The 12,808-nt window shown below is 71.4% G+C and carries 11 protein-coding genes; 7 read left to right on the forward strand and 4 right to left on the reverse strand.

What is annotated here, in order from left to right; genetic code table 11:
• Nucleotides 1-42: 42 nt before the first annotated feature.
• On the reverse strand, nucleotides 43-2,361 hold the full coding sequence (locus tag EDD34_RS00510; RefSeq protein WP_123812843.1) for an immune inhibitor A domain-containing protein: 2,319 nt from the start codon (nucleotides 2,359-2,361) through the stop codon (nucleotides 43-45).
• 382 nt (nucleotides 2,362-2,743) lie between these two features.
• Here EDD34_RS00510 and EDD34_RS00515 point away from each other — a divergent pair, with 382 nt between their 5' ends.
• On the forward strand, nucleotides 2,744-3,958 hold the full coding sequence (locus tag EDD34_RS00515; protein WP_123812844.1) for an MFS transporter: 1,215 nt from the start codon (nucleotides 2,744-2,746) through the stop codon (nucleotides 3,956-3,958).
• A gap of 50 nt (nucleotides 3,959-4,008) precedes the next feature.
• On the forward strand, nucleotides 4,009-5,004 hold the full coding sequence (locus tag EDD34_RS00520; RefSeq protein WP_123812845.1) for a Gfo/Idh/MocA family protein: 996 nt from the start codon (nucleotides 4,009-4,011) through the stop codon (nucleotides 5,002-5,004).
• A gap of 173 nt (nucleotides 5,005-5,177) precedes the next feature.
• Here EDD34_RS00520 and EDD34_RS00525 read toward each other — a convergent pair whose 3' ends face one another.
• Complete coding sequence (locus EDD34_RS00525; protein WP_123812846.1) at nucleotides 5,178-6,791, reverse strand: amidohydrolase; 1,614 nt, start codon at nucleotides 6,789-6,791, stop codon at nucleotides 5,178-5,180.
• A gap of 185 nt (nucleotides 6,792-6,976) precedes the next feature.
• Here EDD34_RS00525 and EDD34_RS00530 point away from each other — a divergent pair, with 185 nt between their 5' ends.
• The 4 genes from EDD34_RS00530 (at nucleotide 6,977) to EDD34_RS00545 (ending at nucleotide 9,932) form a co-directional block, all read left to right on the forward strand.
• Complete coding sequence (locus EDD34_RS00530; RefSeq protein ID WP_123812847.1) at nucleotides 6,977-7,768, forward strand: amino acid ABC transporter substrate-binding protein; 792 nt, start codon at nucleotides 6,977-6,979, stop codon at nucleotides 7,766-7,768.
• Complete coding sequence (locus tag EDD34_RS00535) at nucleotides 7,769-8,431, forward strand: amino acid ABC transporter permease (RefSeq protein ID WP_123812848.1); 663 nt, start codon at nucleotides 7,769-7,771, stop codon at nucleotides 8,429-8,431.
• Nucleotides 8,418-9,323, forward strand: coding sequence for an amino acid ABC transporter ATP-binding protein (locus EDD34_RS00540; RefSeq protein WP_123812849.1), 906 nt, complete (start codon nucleotides 8,418-8,420; stop codon nucleotides 9,321-9,323). The genes EDD34_RS00535 and EDD34_RS00540 overlap by 14 nt, the downstream gene beginning before the upstream one ends.
• Nucleotides 9,324-9,488: 165 nt before the next feature.
• On the forward strand, nucleotides 9,489-9,932 hold the full coding sequence (locus EDD34_RS00545) for a DNA-directed RNA polymerase subunit alpha C-terminal domain-containing protein (RefSeq protein ID WP_123812850.1): 444 nt from the start codon (nucleotides 9,489-9,491) through the stop codon (nucleotides 9,930-9,932).
• 11 nt (nucleotides 9,933-9,943) lie between these two features.
• Here the strand turns inward: EDD34_RS00545 and EDD34_RS00550 are convergent, their stop codons facing one another.
• Complete coding sequence (locus EDD34_RS00550; protein ID WP_123812851.1) at nucleotides 9,944-11,002, reverse strand: AraC family transcriptional regulator; 1,059 nt, start codon at nucleotides 11,000-11,002, stop codon at nucleotides 9,944-9,946.
• A gap of 100 nt (nucleotides 11,003-11,102) precedes the next feature.
• Here EDD34_RS00550 and EDD34_RS00555 point away from each other — a divergent pair, with 100 nt between their 5' ends.
• On the forward strand, nucleotides 11,103-11,954 hold the full coding sequence (locus EDD34_RS00555; protein WP_123812852.1) for a class I SAM-dependent methyltransferase: 852 nt from the start codon (nucleotides 11,103-11,105) through the stop codon (nucleotides 11,952-11,954).
• A gap of 92 nt (nucleotides 11,955-12,046) precedes the next feature.
• Here EDD34_RS00555 and EDD34_RS00560 read toward each other — a convergent pair whose 3' ends face one another.
• Nucleotides 12,047-12,778, reverse strand: a complete 732-nt coding sequence (locus EDD34_RS00560; RefSeq protein WP_123812853.1) for a VOC family protein — start codon at nucleotides 12,776-12,778, stop codon at nucleotides 12,047-12,049.
• Between the last annotated feature and the right edge of the window lie 30 nt (nucleotides 12,779-12,808).

Raw genomic sequence — 12,808 nt, forward strand, 5'->3', positions numbered from 1 at the left:
GATGCGGGCCGGCGTCGTCGCGCGGCGATCAGGCCGTGTCGGTCAGGACCGGTCGACCTTGATCGTCATGTGGCCGTTGCGGCTGTTCTGCCACAGCACCTTGATGCTGGTGCCCGTGCCGCCGACGATCACCGAGTGGCCCGGGTTGGACTCGTCGTAGTAGGCGTACGGGTCGCTGTCGTCGAACGTCCGGGTCTGCCGCGACCACCACGGGGTACGCAGGGTCGCCGGGGCGTCACCGGCCTCGCTGTGCAGGAAGAGCCGGTCCTTCCGCTGCAGGCCGAACGTGGCGTCGTACGACTGGATCCGGTTGCGGGCGATGGTGCCGTCCGAGAACTTCAGCGGCGTCGCGTCGGCGTCCACGGGCAGGGCCTGTCCGTGGCCGGGGTGGGTGGCCGTGTTGTTGTCGCCGTACAGGCCGTTCACGTACCAGATCAGCAGGCCGTCCTGGTAGGGGAAGTGCTCGACGCGGTTCGGGTTGGACTCGGTCCAGCCGAAGTTGTACGGGCCCTCCTTCAGCGTGACGTCGTAGCCGCCGTACACCCGGTGCTCGGCGAGGTAGTAGTGCGAGAACGTCGCGTCGTAGGCGCCGTCGGTGGCGATCTTGAAGTCGCCCGTCCAGTCGGAGGCGTCCTCGAAGTCCTCGACGAGCGCGTCACCCACGGCGACGGTGTCGACCACGAGGCCGCGCTCGTTGACGCCGCCGTCCGAGGTGTAGCGGAACCGGATCTGTGCCGTCTCACCGGCGTGGGCCGACAGGTCGGCGGTCAGTTCGGTCCAGCCGCCGGACGAGCCGTCGATGCCGCCGCCCGGGTTGGTGCCGTTCGGGTCCTCGTCGGAGGACTCGCTCGTGGAGAGGGCGGTCCAGGTCGCGCCGCCGTCGGTGGTGACGTCGACGAAGGCGTAGTCGTAGCCCTCCTCGATCTCGTAGTTGACCTGGGCGGACAGCTGGCCGCCGGCGGGCACCACGAACTCGGGTGACGCGAAGGTGGCGTTCATGTTGTTGCCGGTGTCGGAGTAGGCGTACTTGCCGTCGATCGGGTCGACGCCCACCTCGATGCTCTCCGTGCCGTCCGGCAGGTTCACGAGCGCCGCCTGCGGCCGGGTGGTGGCGTGGAACGCCGGGCCGAGGTTGACCTTGCCGGAGGCGTCCGCCTCGACGGTCTCGTAGTCCAGCCAGCCGAGGAACATCTTCTCGGTGGCGCCCATGTGGTTCGGGGTGCCACCGATGTGGCCGTCGCCGTGGCCCAGCCACGAGCCGGAGCTCATGAGGTTCCAGAATCCGGTGCCGTTCTCGCCGCCGGAGGTGTCGTAGTAGTCCGGCAGGCCGAGGTCGTGGCCGAACTCGTGCGCGAACACGCCGAGGCCGCCGTTCTCCGGCTCGGTCGTGTAGTCACGGATCCAGATGTCGGTGTCACCGATCTTGACGCCGCCCAGCTTCGGGAACTCCGCCGGGCCGTCCTCCCAGAGACCGCCCTGGTTGACCGCCCAGCGGTGCGACCAGATGGCCCACGGCGGAGCGCCGGCCTCCTCGCCCTCGCCGGCGTGGATCGCCTGGAAGTGGTCGATGTAGCCGTCGGGCTCGTTGATGATGCCGTCACCGTCGGCGTCGTACCGGTCCCACACGTCGAAGGACTGGAGGTACTCGACGACCTCGTCGTGCGTCTTGCCGGAGGCGATCTGCTGCTCGTACCAGGCGTCCGCCGCGTCCTGGATGAACGCGGTCATGGTCTCGCCGGTCTCGTCGCCCGCCGCGCTGCCGCCGCCGTAGTACGACGCGCGGTTCGGCACGGTGACCCAGTCGGACACGTCACCCTGGAGGTCGAAGCGGCCTGACGACATCTCGTCGTAGACGTCGTGGAACGACTCGCCGTTCGCGTCGCCGTGGAAGAACATGTCCATGAAGTGGTCGCGCGAGAAGTCGCTCTCCCAGTACGTGGAGTTGTCGTTCGCGGAGGGCTCCGGGATCTCGTTGTGCAGCGGCCCGGCCGGGCTGTCGGGGAAGTAGGGCGACCCGTCGCCGTCGCCGAACTCGACCAGGATCGAGAAGAGCTGCGAGGTCTCCTGGGCGCCGTACTCGACGTACTCGCCCGGCGCGATCTTGACGACCCTGGACCTCCGGTCGCCCTTGCCGCGCGTGGTGACCTTCGCCTCACCGGTGGCGACCATCTCGACCGCCTCCTGCTTCCGCTCACGCTGCTTCTGAGCGAGCGCGTCAGGACGGTCGTCCTCCCGCTGCTGAGCGAGCGTCGCCGGATCCGGCTCCGCGGCGCCCGGCGCGGCTGCGGCGCTGACCGGCACGAGCGCACCGGTGAGCAGCAGAGCCGCGCCGGCGCCCGCCGCGCTGATTCGTGGATTCATGGATTCCTCCGGGGTGTGAGTGCCTCCGGCCCTGGGAAGGCCGGAGCACAGCGGTACCGAGGGGCCTGGTCCTGCCGCGGCCGGCTGCCGCGGGTGGACCGGGTCCCCGCGCGTACCGGGGTGTCCGACCGAGCTGGAGGTGTCGGCGCCGAGTCACCTGTGCAGACCGCGACGTCCGACGAGTGACTCAATCACCGTTCCATTTCGGAAATGTTGCGTGCGGCACACTACTTGAACTTATATCAGGAATAAACCGGCGGGATTCCGCCATCGTCAATGGCGGAATCCCGCCAGGATTGACATATTGTCCGTTGGTACCGTTCCCACGTCCGCGTGGGCACCGGAGAAAACGGTTGCGGTCGTGTGCCAAAATTTCGAATCGATGCGATCGAACCTTGCACCCCAAGCCGGCCCGGCGTCCTCCCCGGAGCAGGGAGCTCTTCAGCGCCGCGCCGTCGTGGCGCTGATCGCGCTGGCCACGTCCGCGTTCATGTTCGTGACCGCGGAGAACCTCCCCGGCGGGCTGCTCACGATCATGGCCCGCGATCTGGAGCGCACCACCTCCCAGATCGGCCTGCTCGTGACCGCGTACGCGGCCGTCGTCGTCGTCGCGACCGTGCCGCTCGCCCATCTGACCCGGCGGTTCGGCCGGCGCGCCGTGCTCGCGGGGACGACGGCGGTCTGCGCGGTCGGGCTCACGTGGTCGACGTTCGCCGTCGGCTACACGGACCTGCTGGCCTCACGGGTGGTGACGGCGCTCGGGCAGGCACTGTTCTGGGCGATCGTCATGCCCGCGGCCGCGAGCATGTTCCCCCGCGACGTGCGCGGCAAGATGATCGCGCGCCTGGCGATCGGGAACTCGCTCGGCCCCATGCTCGGAGTTCCCTTCGGCACGTGGCTCGGGCAACTGACCACCTGGCGCACGCCGTTCCTCGTCATGGCCGTGATCAGCGCCGTGGCCTGTGCGGCGATCCTGCTCACGATGCCGGACGCCTCGCAGGCCCGGGACGACACCTCCCGCGGCACGCACCCGGACCGGCGCCGCTTCGTGGTGCTGCTCGCGGTGACGCTCCTGCTCGTGACCGGAGCGTTCGCCTGGATCACGTTCATCACGCAGTTCCTGCTGGAGGTGGCCGGGTTCGAGGCTCGGTGGCTGTCGCTGCTGCTGCTGGCCAGCGGAGCCGCGGGCCTGGGCGGAACGCTGCTGGCGGGCCTGGTGCTGGACCGGTGGCCGTGGTGGACGCTCGCCGGCGGCGCGGCGGGAGTGGCGATATTCCTCCTGGTGCTCCAGTTCTTCGGCGGGGCGCCCGGGGCCGCGATCGTGGGCATGCTGCTCTTCGGAACGACCTTCAGCCTCGTCCCCCCGGTGGCGGCGCACCTGGCCATGCAGGTCGCGCCCGGGGCCACGGAGATGGCGACCGCCCTGTCCAGCGCGGTTTTCAACATCGGGATCGCCTCCGGCGCGGCGCTCGGCGCCTACGTCGTCGCCTCCTGGGGGCCGCAGTTCGTCCCGCTGGCGGGCGCAGCCTTCGTGCTCGCCGCCCTGGCCCTGACGCTCTGGGACATGCGATACGTCCGCCGGGCGGCTCGCGGGTAGTCCGTGGAAGCGGCCCACGGCCGTCGTCGTCCGCCACTAGGCTCCGCCCTATGACACACCTGCGTTGGGGCATTCTCGCCACGGGCGGTATCGCCCACGCCTTCACCAGTGACCTCCGGGCCAACGGCTTCACCGTGCAGGCCGTGGGCTCGCGTTCCGCGGACAAGGCGCGGGCCTTCGCCGACGAGTTCGGTATCCCGCACGCACACGGTTCGTACGAGGACCTCGTGGCGGATCCCGAGGTCGACATCGTCTACGTCGCCACCCCGCACCCCATGCACGCCGTCGACGCGGCGCTGGTCCTCAACGCCGGCAAGCACGTGCTGGTGGAGAAGCCGTTCACGCTGAACCGCCGCGAGGCGGAGAGCATCGCCGACCTCGCCGAGTCGAAGGGCCTCCTCGCGATGGAGGCGATGTGGACGCGCTACCTGCCGCACATGGCGCGCATCCGGGAGATCCTCGCCGCGGGCACGCTCGGCGAGGTCCGCACCGTGATCGCCGACCACTGCCAGGACCTGCCCGACGACCTCACGCACCGCATCAACGCGCTGGAGCTCGGCGGCGGATCGCTGCTCGACCTGGGGATCTACCCGATCTCGTTCGCCTGGGACGTGCTGGGCGAGCCGCTGACGATCCAGTCGCACGCCACCTTCAAGGAGACCGGCGCGGACGCCACCATCGCGACGATCTTCGGGTACGACGGCGGCAGGCTGGCCACCACCATCTCGGCGTCGGACACGCGGGGGCCGGTCACGGCGTCGATCCTCGGGACCGACGGGCGGATCGAGATCGACCCGTGGTGGTTCACGCCGACGTCGTTCCGGGTGTACGACGTCGACGGCACGGTGACCGAGGAGTTCAGCAGCGACGGCACCGTGACCGGCCGCGGCATGCACTTCCAGGCGCTGGAGGCGGAGCGTCTGATCGCCGAGGGCCGGACGGACGGCGAGATCCTCCCGCTCGCGGAGACGGTGGCGATCATGGGCACTCTCGACGAGATCCGCGCCCAGATCGGTCTCACCTACCCCGGCGAGACCCCGAACTGAACCTGCGCCACCGGCTGTGCCCCCCACCGGGCGGCGACCACCGGCCACCAGGCGGCGACCACCGGGCGGCGACCACGCCATCTCGCGGGTGTGGGGACGCAACCACCCAGCAGGATGGCGTGGTCGTCACAGGATGACGTGGTCGTCGCGGCCGGCGCGGGCGTGGTCGTGGGTCAGAGCGCGCGGTGCGTCCAGTGGCCGTCGAGGAGCGTGCCCGCCACCGGCATCGTGCGGAGCGCCTCGGAGACGTCGGACGGGTCGGCGGGCTGCACCAGGTAGTCCTGGTGCGCGCCGAGCCCCGGCATGTCGCCGTCCAGCACGGCGAGGTCGGCCGGCCCGCCCTCGCGGGGCGTGACCCCGCGCCCGGCGGTCGACGCCTCGAGCGCCTGCTCCACGGTGAGCACCTGCTCGGGATGCCAGGGCTCACGGCCGCCGCGGGACCGGGTCACCGCGGAGGCGATCGCGAACCACGGGTCGAGGCGGGCGACCGGCGCGTCGGACCCGAGCGCGAGCGGCACACCGGCGGCGGCGAGCGTCGCCAGCGGGAACGCGCGGTCCGTCCGGTCCGGCCACAGGCCTTCCGCGACGTCACGGTCGTCCATCGCGTGCTCGGGCTGCACGCTGGCGGTCACGCCACCCGCCGCGAACCGTTCGACGTCGGACCACCGCACGAGCTGCGCGTGCTCGATCGACCCGCGCGCCCCCGTGATCTCGAAGGCGTCGAGCGCGTGGGCGTTGGCGCGGTCGCCGATCGCGTGGATGGCGCAGGTCAGGCCGCCGTCGGTGGCGCGCTTCATGAGCAGTTGGAGCTCTTCGGGCGGCACGTTGAGCATGCCGTGCGCGTCGGGACCGTCGGAGCCGTGGTACGGGTCGAAGCAACAGGCCGTCCGCGAGTTGAGCGAGCCGTCGCTGATGACCTTGAGCGAACCCATCTCGACGAGCGGGCGCCGCGCCGACCGGGGTGCGCGCGCCGGAACGCCCCCGAGGCGGCCCGGGAGTGCCTCCGCGGGCCCGTCCAGCGGGTCGCCGGTGCGCAGCCCTTCGGCCAGCGCCGCGTCGAGGTCCCAGTACCAGACCCCCGCGCGCACGCGCAGTCCGTCCCAGTGCGGTACGCGGCGCCGCCACGCGCCGATGTTGTCGTCCATGCCGAAGTCGACGACCCCGACCACACCCCGGGCCGCGGCGGCCTGGGCGGCACTGTGCACGAGCCGGTCCAGCGTCGCGCCGGACGGGTGGTCCAACTGCTCGGCAGGCAGCATCTCGTCCTCCAGGAGCAGCCCGGTCGGATGCTCGATCCCGAGGCGCCGCAGCCCCGCCGTGTTCACCCAGGCGGAGTGGAGATCGAAGGACAGCAGCACCACCGGCACGTCCCCGACGACGTCGAGCGCGTCCGCGGTCGGCGGCTCCGGCCAGGTCGCCCAGTGCAGCCCGAAGCCCACCAGCGGCTCGTCCTCGTCGGTGCCCTCGGCGATGCGTGCGTCGAGCGCGTCCTGGACCAGTCGCACGGCGTGCTCCGCGGAGGTCGCCGGAGCGACGTCGAGCCGTCGCCGCACGAGCGCCCACTGCTCCATGTGCGTGTGCGCGTCCCACAGGCCCGGCAGCACCCATCGCCCGTCCAGGTCCACGACCTCCGGCGCCGCGGTGCCGGCGCCTGCCGTCGCTCGTCCACGGTCGGCGTCGTCCGCGGAAGCCGGCACGACCCGCGTGATCGTGCCGCCCGAGACCTGGATGTCGACGAGGTGGTCTGCGCCCAGGATGCGGGCGTGCGAGAGGATCAGTCTGGTCACGAGCCCAAGGTAAGCCCCAGCCCGCACCCGTGCGTGACCGGCCGGCGTGACACCTCTCACCACCTCGGGGACGTGGAATGCCCGGAACGATCGTTACTGTTGATGGGAACGATCCGTGGACCCGATGCGAGGTCGCGGAGGACGCGCGGTAGCATCCGCGCACCGACGATCCGAAAGGCCCGCACATGACCAGCATCCGTGCATTCGCCACAGCCGCCACCGCCTCGATCGCCCTCCTGGTGCTCGGCGCGTGCTCGTCCGGCGGCTCTGACGACGACGGAGGTCTGGGGCTGGTCACCGGCGGCACCCTGACGGTCGCGACCGAGGGCACCTACCGCCCGTTCAGCTACCACGACGACTCGGGTGAGCTCGTGGGGTACGACGTGGAGGTGGCGGAAGCCGTCGCGGAGAAGCTGGACCTCGAGATCGAGTTCGCCGAGACCCAGTGGGACGCGATCTTCGCCGGGCTCGACGCCGGCCGGTTCGACACCATCGCCAACCAGGTCACGATCACGCCGGAGCGCGAGGAGCAGTACGCGTTCAGCGCGCCCTACACGGTCTCGCGCGGCGCGATCGTCGTCACGGAGGACAACGCCGACATCAGCTCGTTCGAGGACCTGACGGGCAGGACGACGGCGCAGTCGCTGACGAGCAACTGGCGCGACCTCGCCGAGGAGTCCGGCGCGGACATCGAGAACGTCGAGGGCTGGGCGCAGTCCGTCGCACTGCTGCGGGACGGCCGCGTGGACGCCACCATCAACGACACGCTCACCTACCTCGACTACGTGAACGAGAACGGGGAGTCCGGGCTGAAGATCGCGGCCGAGACGGACGAGACCTCCGAGTCGGCGTTCGTGGTGACCCCGGAGCACGAGGCGCTCGCCGAGGAGATCACCGGAGCCCTCGACGAGCTCCGTGCGGACGGCACGCTCGCCGAGCTCAGCGAGAAGTACTTCGGCGACGACGTCTCCGAGTAAGTGGACTGGGAACTCGCCCGGGACGCGTTCTGGCCCATCCTGTCCGGAGGGCTGACCGGAACGATCCCGCTCACGCTCGTCTCGTTCGCGATCGGCCTGGTGATCGCCCTGTTCGTGGCGCTGCTGCGCCTCTCGCCGAACGTCGTCCTGGCCTGGATCGGCACGGCCTACGTCTCGGTCATCCGCGGCACGCCGCTGCTGGTGCAGCTCTTCATCGTGTTCTACGGCCTGCCGAACCTGGGCATCGTCATCGACCCGTGGCCGAGCGCGATCGTCGCGTTCTCGCTGAACGTCGGCGGTTACGCCGCCGAGATCGTGCGGGCCGCCATCCTCTCCGTGCCGCGCGGGCAATGGGAGGCCGGGTACACGGTCGGCATGGGCACCGCGCGAACCCTGCGCAGGATCGTGCTGCCCCAGGCGGCGCGGGTGTCGGTGCCGCCGCTGTCGAACACCTTCATCTCACTGGTGAAGGACACCTCGCTGGCCTCGACCATCCTGGTGACCGAGCAGTTCCGCAGGGCGCAGGAGATCGCCGCGAGCAACTCCGACGAGGTCATTCTGATCTACCTCGAGGCGGCGCTGATCTACTGGATCTTCTGCACCGTCCTCGCGGCCGGGCAGACCGCGATCGAGAAGAGGCTGGACCGCTATGTCGCCCACTGACGCCACCGGTGCCGGGCCGGAAGACCCCGGAGACGTGCTGGAGCCCCGTGGCGACTCCCGGCCCGGTACGCCGCTGCTCACCGTGCGCGGCCTGCACAAGTCGTTCGGGGACAACCACGTGCTGCGGGGCATCGACCTCGACGTGCGCCGAGGCAGCGTCACGGCGCTGATCGGACCGTCGGGCTCCGGCAAGACGACGCTGCTGCGCTCGCTCAACGGCCTGGCCATGCCCGACGCCGGGACCATCACCGCCGCACCTTCCCCGCGGCGGGCCCGGGACGGCGGAGCGGAGAACGGGGAGGCCCGGTCGGAACCCCCTGGACGCGACCGGCTGGTGCTGGACTTCTCCCGGAAGGTCACCAAGCAGCGGCGGTTCGCTCTCCGCGACCGCTCGGCGATGGTGTTCCAGCAGCACAACTTGTTCCCGCACCGCACCGTGGTGCAGAACGTCATCGAGGGGCCGGTGCAGGTGCAGCGTGTGCCCCGGGCCCAGGCCGTCGAACGCGCGACGGCGCTGCTGGACCGCGTCGGGCTGGCCGAGAAGCGGGACGCCTACCCCCACGAGCTGTCCGGCGGACAGCAGCAGCGGGTCGGTATCGTCCGCGCTCTGGCGTTGCGGCCCGAGCTGCTGCTGTTCGACGAGCCGACGTCGGCCCTCGACCCCGAACTCGTCGGTGAGGTGCTGGCGGTGATGAAGGAGCTCGCGGACGAGGGCTGGACCATGGTGGTGGTCACCCACGAGCTGCAGTTCGCCCGGGCGGTGGCGGACGAGGTGCTGTTCCTCGACGGCGGCGTGGTCGTCGAGCGCGGGGCCCCGGACCGGATGTTCCGGGAGCCGCGTGAGGACCGCACCCGGCAGTTCCTGCACCGCCTGCTGCACCCGATGGAGTGACCGATCCGCGGGCATCACGCCCGCGGCCGGACGAGATTGAGAACTTCACCCGCCCCGAGCGGGTGAAGTTCCCCGATTTTCGTGTCGCACGCTCGGATAACCTGGTGAGGTTGGGGATGCTAGGACCACGGACCCAACGACGCGAGATGGCACCCAGGAACCCGAATGAGTGAAGCAGCAGCGCCCGAGACGCCGCCCACCCTGCTGTGGACGGACGCGTTCCCCTGGCTCGCCGGCGTCGCCGGCCTCGACGCCAACCAGCCCGATCCGCGGTGGTCCGAGCCCATCGCCGCCACGCCGGAGCCCGAGATGCCCGCGGTGGCGCTGGAGGTGGCCAAGCTGGCGATCCAGCACCGGCCGACCAGCTACATCGGGTCGGTGTTTCCTCGCCTTCCCGCCGAGCTGAGACTCAACAACCTCGACCTCCCTTCCCGGCAGCGGAACGTGCTCCGGCGTCACGGCCTCGAGACGGCGGGCGATCTGCGCACCGTCACGGTCACCGAACTGCTCACCTCGTGGTCGGTGGGCCCACGGGTCCTGGAGGGGATCTTCACGGCGCTCGTGGAGGAGTCCTTGGCCGCGACGATGAGCGGTGCGACCGCGGACTGACCCCGGGAGCCTCACGTGCCCCGGCGTTCGCGCCGCCAGCGGTCCGGGCTCGTCCCGTAGCGGCGCCGGAAGCGCCTGCCGAGGTAGGCGCCGTCGGCGAGCCCCGTGCGTGCGGCGATCGCACCGAGAGGCAGGTCCGTCTCCAGGAGCAGACGACGCGCCTCGGTGAGGCGGCGCTCGCCGAGCCATTCGCCCACGGTGCGACCCGAGCGCTCACGGACCACCGTGGTCAGATGACCGGGGGTGTACCCCAGTGCGCGTGCCACGTCACCCGCCGACACCTGGTCCCGGAACATGGCCTCCACCTGGTCGAACACCCGCACGAGCAGTGGATCGGGCGCCGGGGACGGCGGCCCCGGCGTCAGCCGGGCGGCGGCCACGAGGATGCGCGTGAGCCCGGCCACCATCGCCTCCGGCGCGCCGGTCCGCTCGGGGTGCGTGACCTCCTCGGTGAGGTCTTCGAACCAGCCGCGCCAGCGTTCCCGTTCCGTGCCGGGTACCGAGGCGATCTCGCGCGCCGAACCGCCGTCGTCGGGTCGGGCGCGCGTCGTGCCGTCCTGCTCCCGCTGTCCGGAGGGGCCGGACCCGTACCGGGCGTCCACCGCGGAGAAGACACGCAGCAGGGGATGCAGGTTCCAGACGAGGGGCGAGACCGCGGCGAGCGCGGGGACGACGTCGGGCAGGAAGCTCAGCGACCACGCGAGATCGTGTTCCGACGCGAGGGCGTCGCCCGCCTCGATCGCCTGGCCCGGGGCGACACCGAGCACATCGCCGTCGCGCAGCGCGTGGTCGGCGCCGTCGACCCGGACCGTGTCGTGACCCCGGTGGACGTAGGTCAGGACGTGGAAGTCGTGGATGTGGCGGCGGTCGGGCGGCGCGCCGCTCTCTCGCCCACCGGACCGGTGCCCGTCGGCCCCCATGCGCACCACTCCGATGGACGGGACGCCGGGGCGCTGGTCGTAGCCGTACACGGGCGTGCCGTCGGAGCGCACCCGGAGCAGCCGGGTGTCGCGTGCGGGCCGCGGGCCGTCTCCCTCGCGGGTCGTCGGCGCGTCCGAGGAATCTCCCATACCTCCGAAGTTCCGTCCTGCCGTGCCCTCCGACGACGGCGGATGCTGTCCATCAGGAAGCATTCCAGGACCACCCCGCCCCGTCACGGAGGACACCGCCATGAGCACCCCACCCGACGTCCGTATCGTCGATGCCACCGACCCGGAGTCGGCCGGCCGTTCCTTCCTTCCCGGGATGGGCAAGAACTGGCTGACGCCGTTCTTCGACGTCGCCGTCGGCCTGCTCGGCATGCGTCGCCGGTACGCGCGCACGGTCGACCTGGCCGGCATCCGCGACGACGAGTCGGTGCTCGACGTCGGTTGCGGCACCGGCGGTCTCCTGCTCGCGGTGCTCGACGCCGCGCCGGGAGCGCGAGTCACGGGACTGGACCCGGACCGCCAGGCGCTCGACCTCGCCGCCCGGAAGCTGCGCCGGGCGCGTCGCCAGGGGACCCTGGTGCGCGGCTTCGCCGACCGGCTCCCGGCTGACGACGGCACCGTGGACCACGTGGTCTCGTCCATGGCGCTGCACCACGTGCCCGACGACGAGCGCCCGGCGTTCGCCCGCGAGGTGGCGAGAGTGCTGCGGCCCGGCGGCAGGGTCACGATCCTCGACATGGGCGGGGGAGAGGCGGGGCCCGAGGCGCCGACTCACGGGAACGGCGCCGGCCCAGGTGAGCACGGCCACGGTCACGAAGCCCATGCCCACGGGGACCATGCCCACGGCACCGTGCGCGGCAGCCGAGGTCACGAGGGCCACGGCCACGGCCATGGCGGCTGGTTCGCCCACCTGTGGAAGCAACTGGTCGCCCCGATGCGCCGGCGCGGCGAGACGAGCCCTGTCGTCGCGGCCAACCTCGGCGACGGGATTCCGCGCCTCCTGGCCGGCGCCGGCCTGGAGAACGCCCGGGAGGTGGCCCACGAGGACTGGTCCATGGGCCGTCTCACCTACGTCCAGGCCACCGCGAGGTAGGGGAAATCCCGCGGCACCGGCTGCGGCCGGTGCCCGGGGACCTCCCGCGCGTGCGGGAGAGGCCGTCAGCCAGGGCCCGCCACGCGGGCGGCTCATTCCTCGTGCAGGCAGAGGCAGAACGGGTGGCCGGCGGGATCGGCGAAGACACGGAACGTCTCACCGCCGCCCGGGAGCCGGGTCGCGCCGAGCGCGAGCGTGGCCCGCTCGGCGGCGTCGAGGTCGTCGACGAACACGTCCAGGTGGCCCTGCTGGGGCCGTGCGGGATCCGGCCACGCGGGCGGCGTGTAGTTCTCGACCTGCTGGAACAGGAGCGGCCGGGCACCTCCGGTCATGGCTATCCCGTCCTGGTCGTGGACGACCGGTTCACCGATCAGTGCGGACCAGAACTCGACGGCGGCGTGCGCGTCCGGGACGTCGAACGTCAGGCCCATGACGGTGGTGCCGGGGTTGCCCTCGGCGACGCAGAGATCGAACGGATGCCCTGCCGGGTCCGCGAGGGTGGTCCACTCGTCGTTCGCCCGGAGCACGGTGGCGCCGCGTGCCACGGCGGCCTGCGTGGCCGCGGCGACGTCGGGTGTGAGCAGGTCCAGGTGGAGTTGCTGCGGACGTTCCTGGCCCGGCCAGTCCGGCGGGATCAGGCCGGGTGCGAGCTGGAAGTGCAGGTTCCAGCCGTCCGACGTGCGGGTCGATACCCAGTCGTCGTCCAGCGACACGATCTCCCCGCCGGTGATGGCGGTCCAGAACCGTGTGGATGCGGCCAGGTCCGGTACGTCAAGGATCACGGAGCCCATGCGGGCGATGCCGGGCTGCTGCGTGTCGGTCATGATGACTCCCTCCGTCGGGACCAGCATGCC

The sequence above is a fragment of the Myceligenerans xiligouense genome (assembly GCF_003814695.1).
Taxonomy (GTDB): Bacteria; Actinomycetota; Actinomycetes; order Actinomycetales; family Cellulomonadaceae; genus Myceligenerans; species Myceligenerans xiligouense.

Coding starts and splice junctions, on each gene's coding strand:
- EDD34_RS00520 (WP_123812845.1), top strand. CDS start 4,009: ATGACACACCTGCGTTGGGGCATTCTCGCCACGGGCGGTATCGCCCAC.
- EDD34_RS00550 (WP_123812851.1), bottom strand. CDS start 11,002: ATGGGAGATTCCTCGGACGCGCCGACGACCCGCGAGGGAGACGGCCCG.
- EDD34_RS00545 (WP_123812850.1), top strand. CDS start 9,489: ATGAGTGAAGCAGCAGCGCCCGAGACGCCGCCCACCCTGCTGTGGACG.
- EDD34_RS00530 (WP_123812847.1), top strand. CDS start 6,977: ATGACCAGCATCCGTGCATTCGCCACAGCCGCCACCGCCTCGATCGCC.
- EDD34_RS00510 (WP_123812843.1), bottom strand. CDS start 2,361: ATGAATCCACGAATCAGCGCGGCGGGCGCCGGCGCGGCTCTGCTGCTC.
- EDD34_RS00515 (WP_123812844.1), top strand. CDS start 2,744: ATGCGATCGAACCTTGCACCCCAAGCCGGCCCGGCGTCCTCCCCGGAG.
- EDD34_RS00560 (WP_123812853.1), bottom strand. CDS start 12,778: ATGACCGACACGCAGCAGCCCGGCATCGCCCGCATGGGCTCCGTGATC.
- EDD34_RS00555 (WP_123812852.1), top strand. CDS start 11,103: ATGAGCACCCCACCCGACGTCCGTATCGTCGATGCCACCGACCCGGAG.
- EDD34_RS00540 (WP_123812849.1), top strand. CDS start 8,418: ATGTCGCCCACTGACGCCACCGGTGCCGGGCCGGAAGACCCCGGAGAC.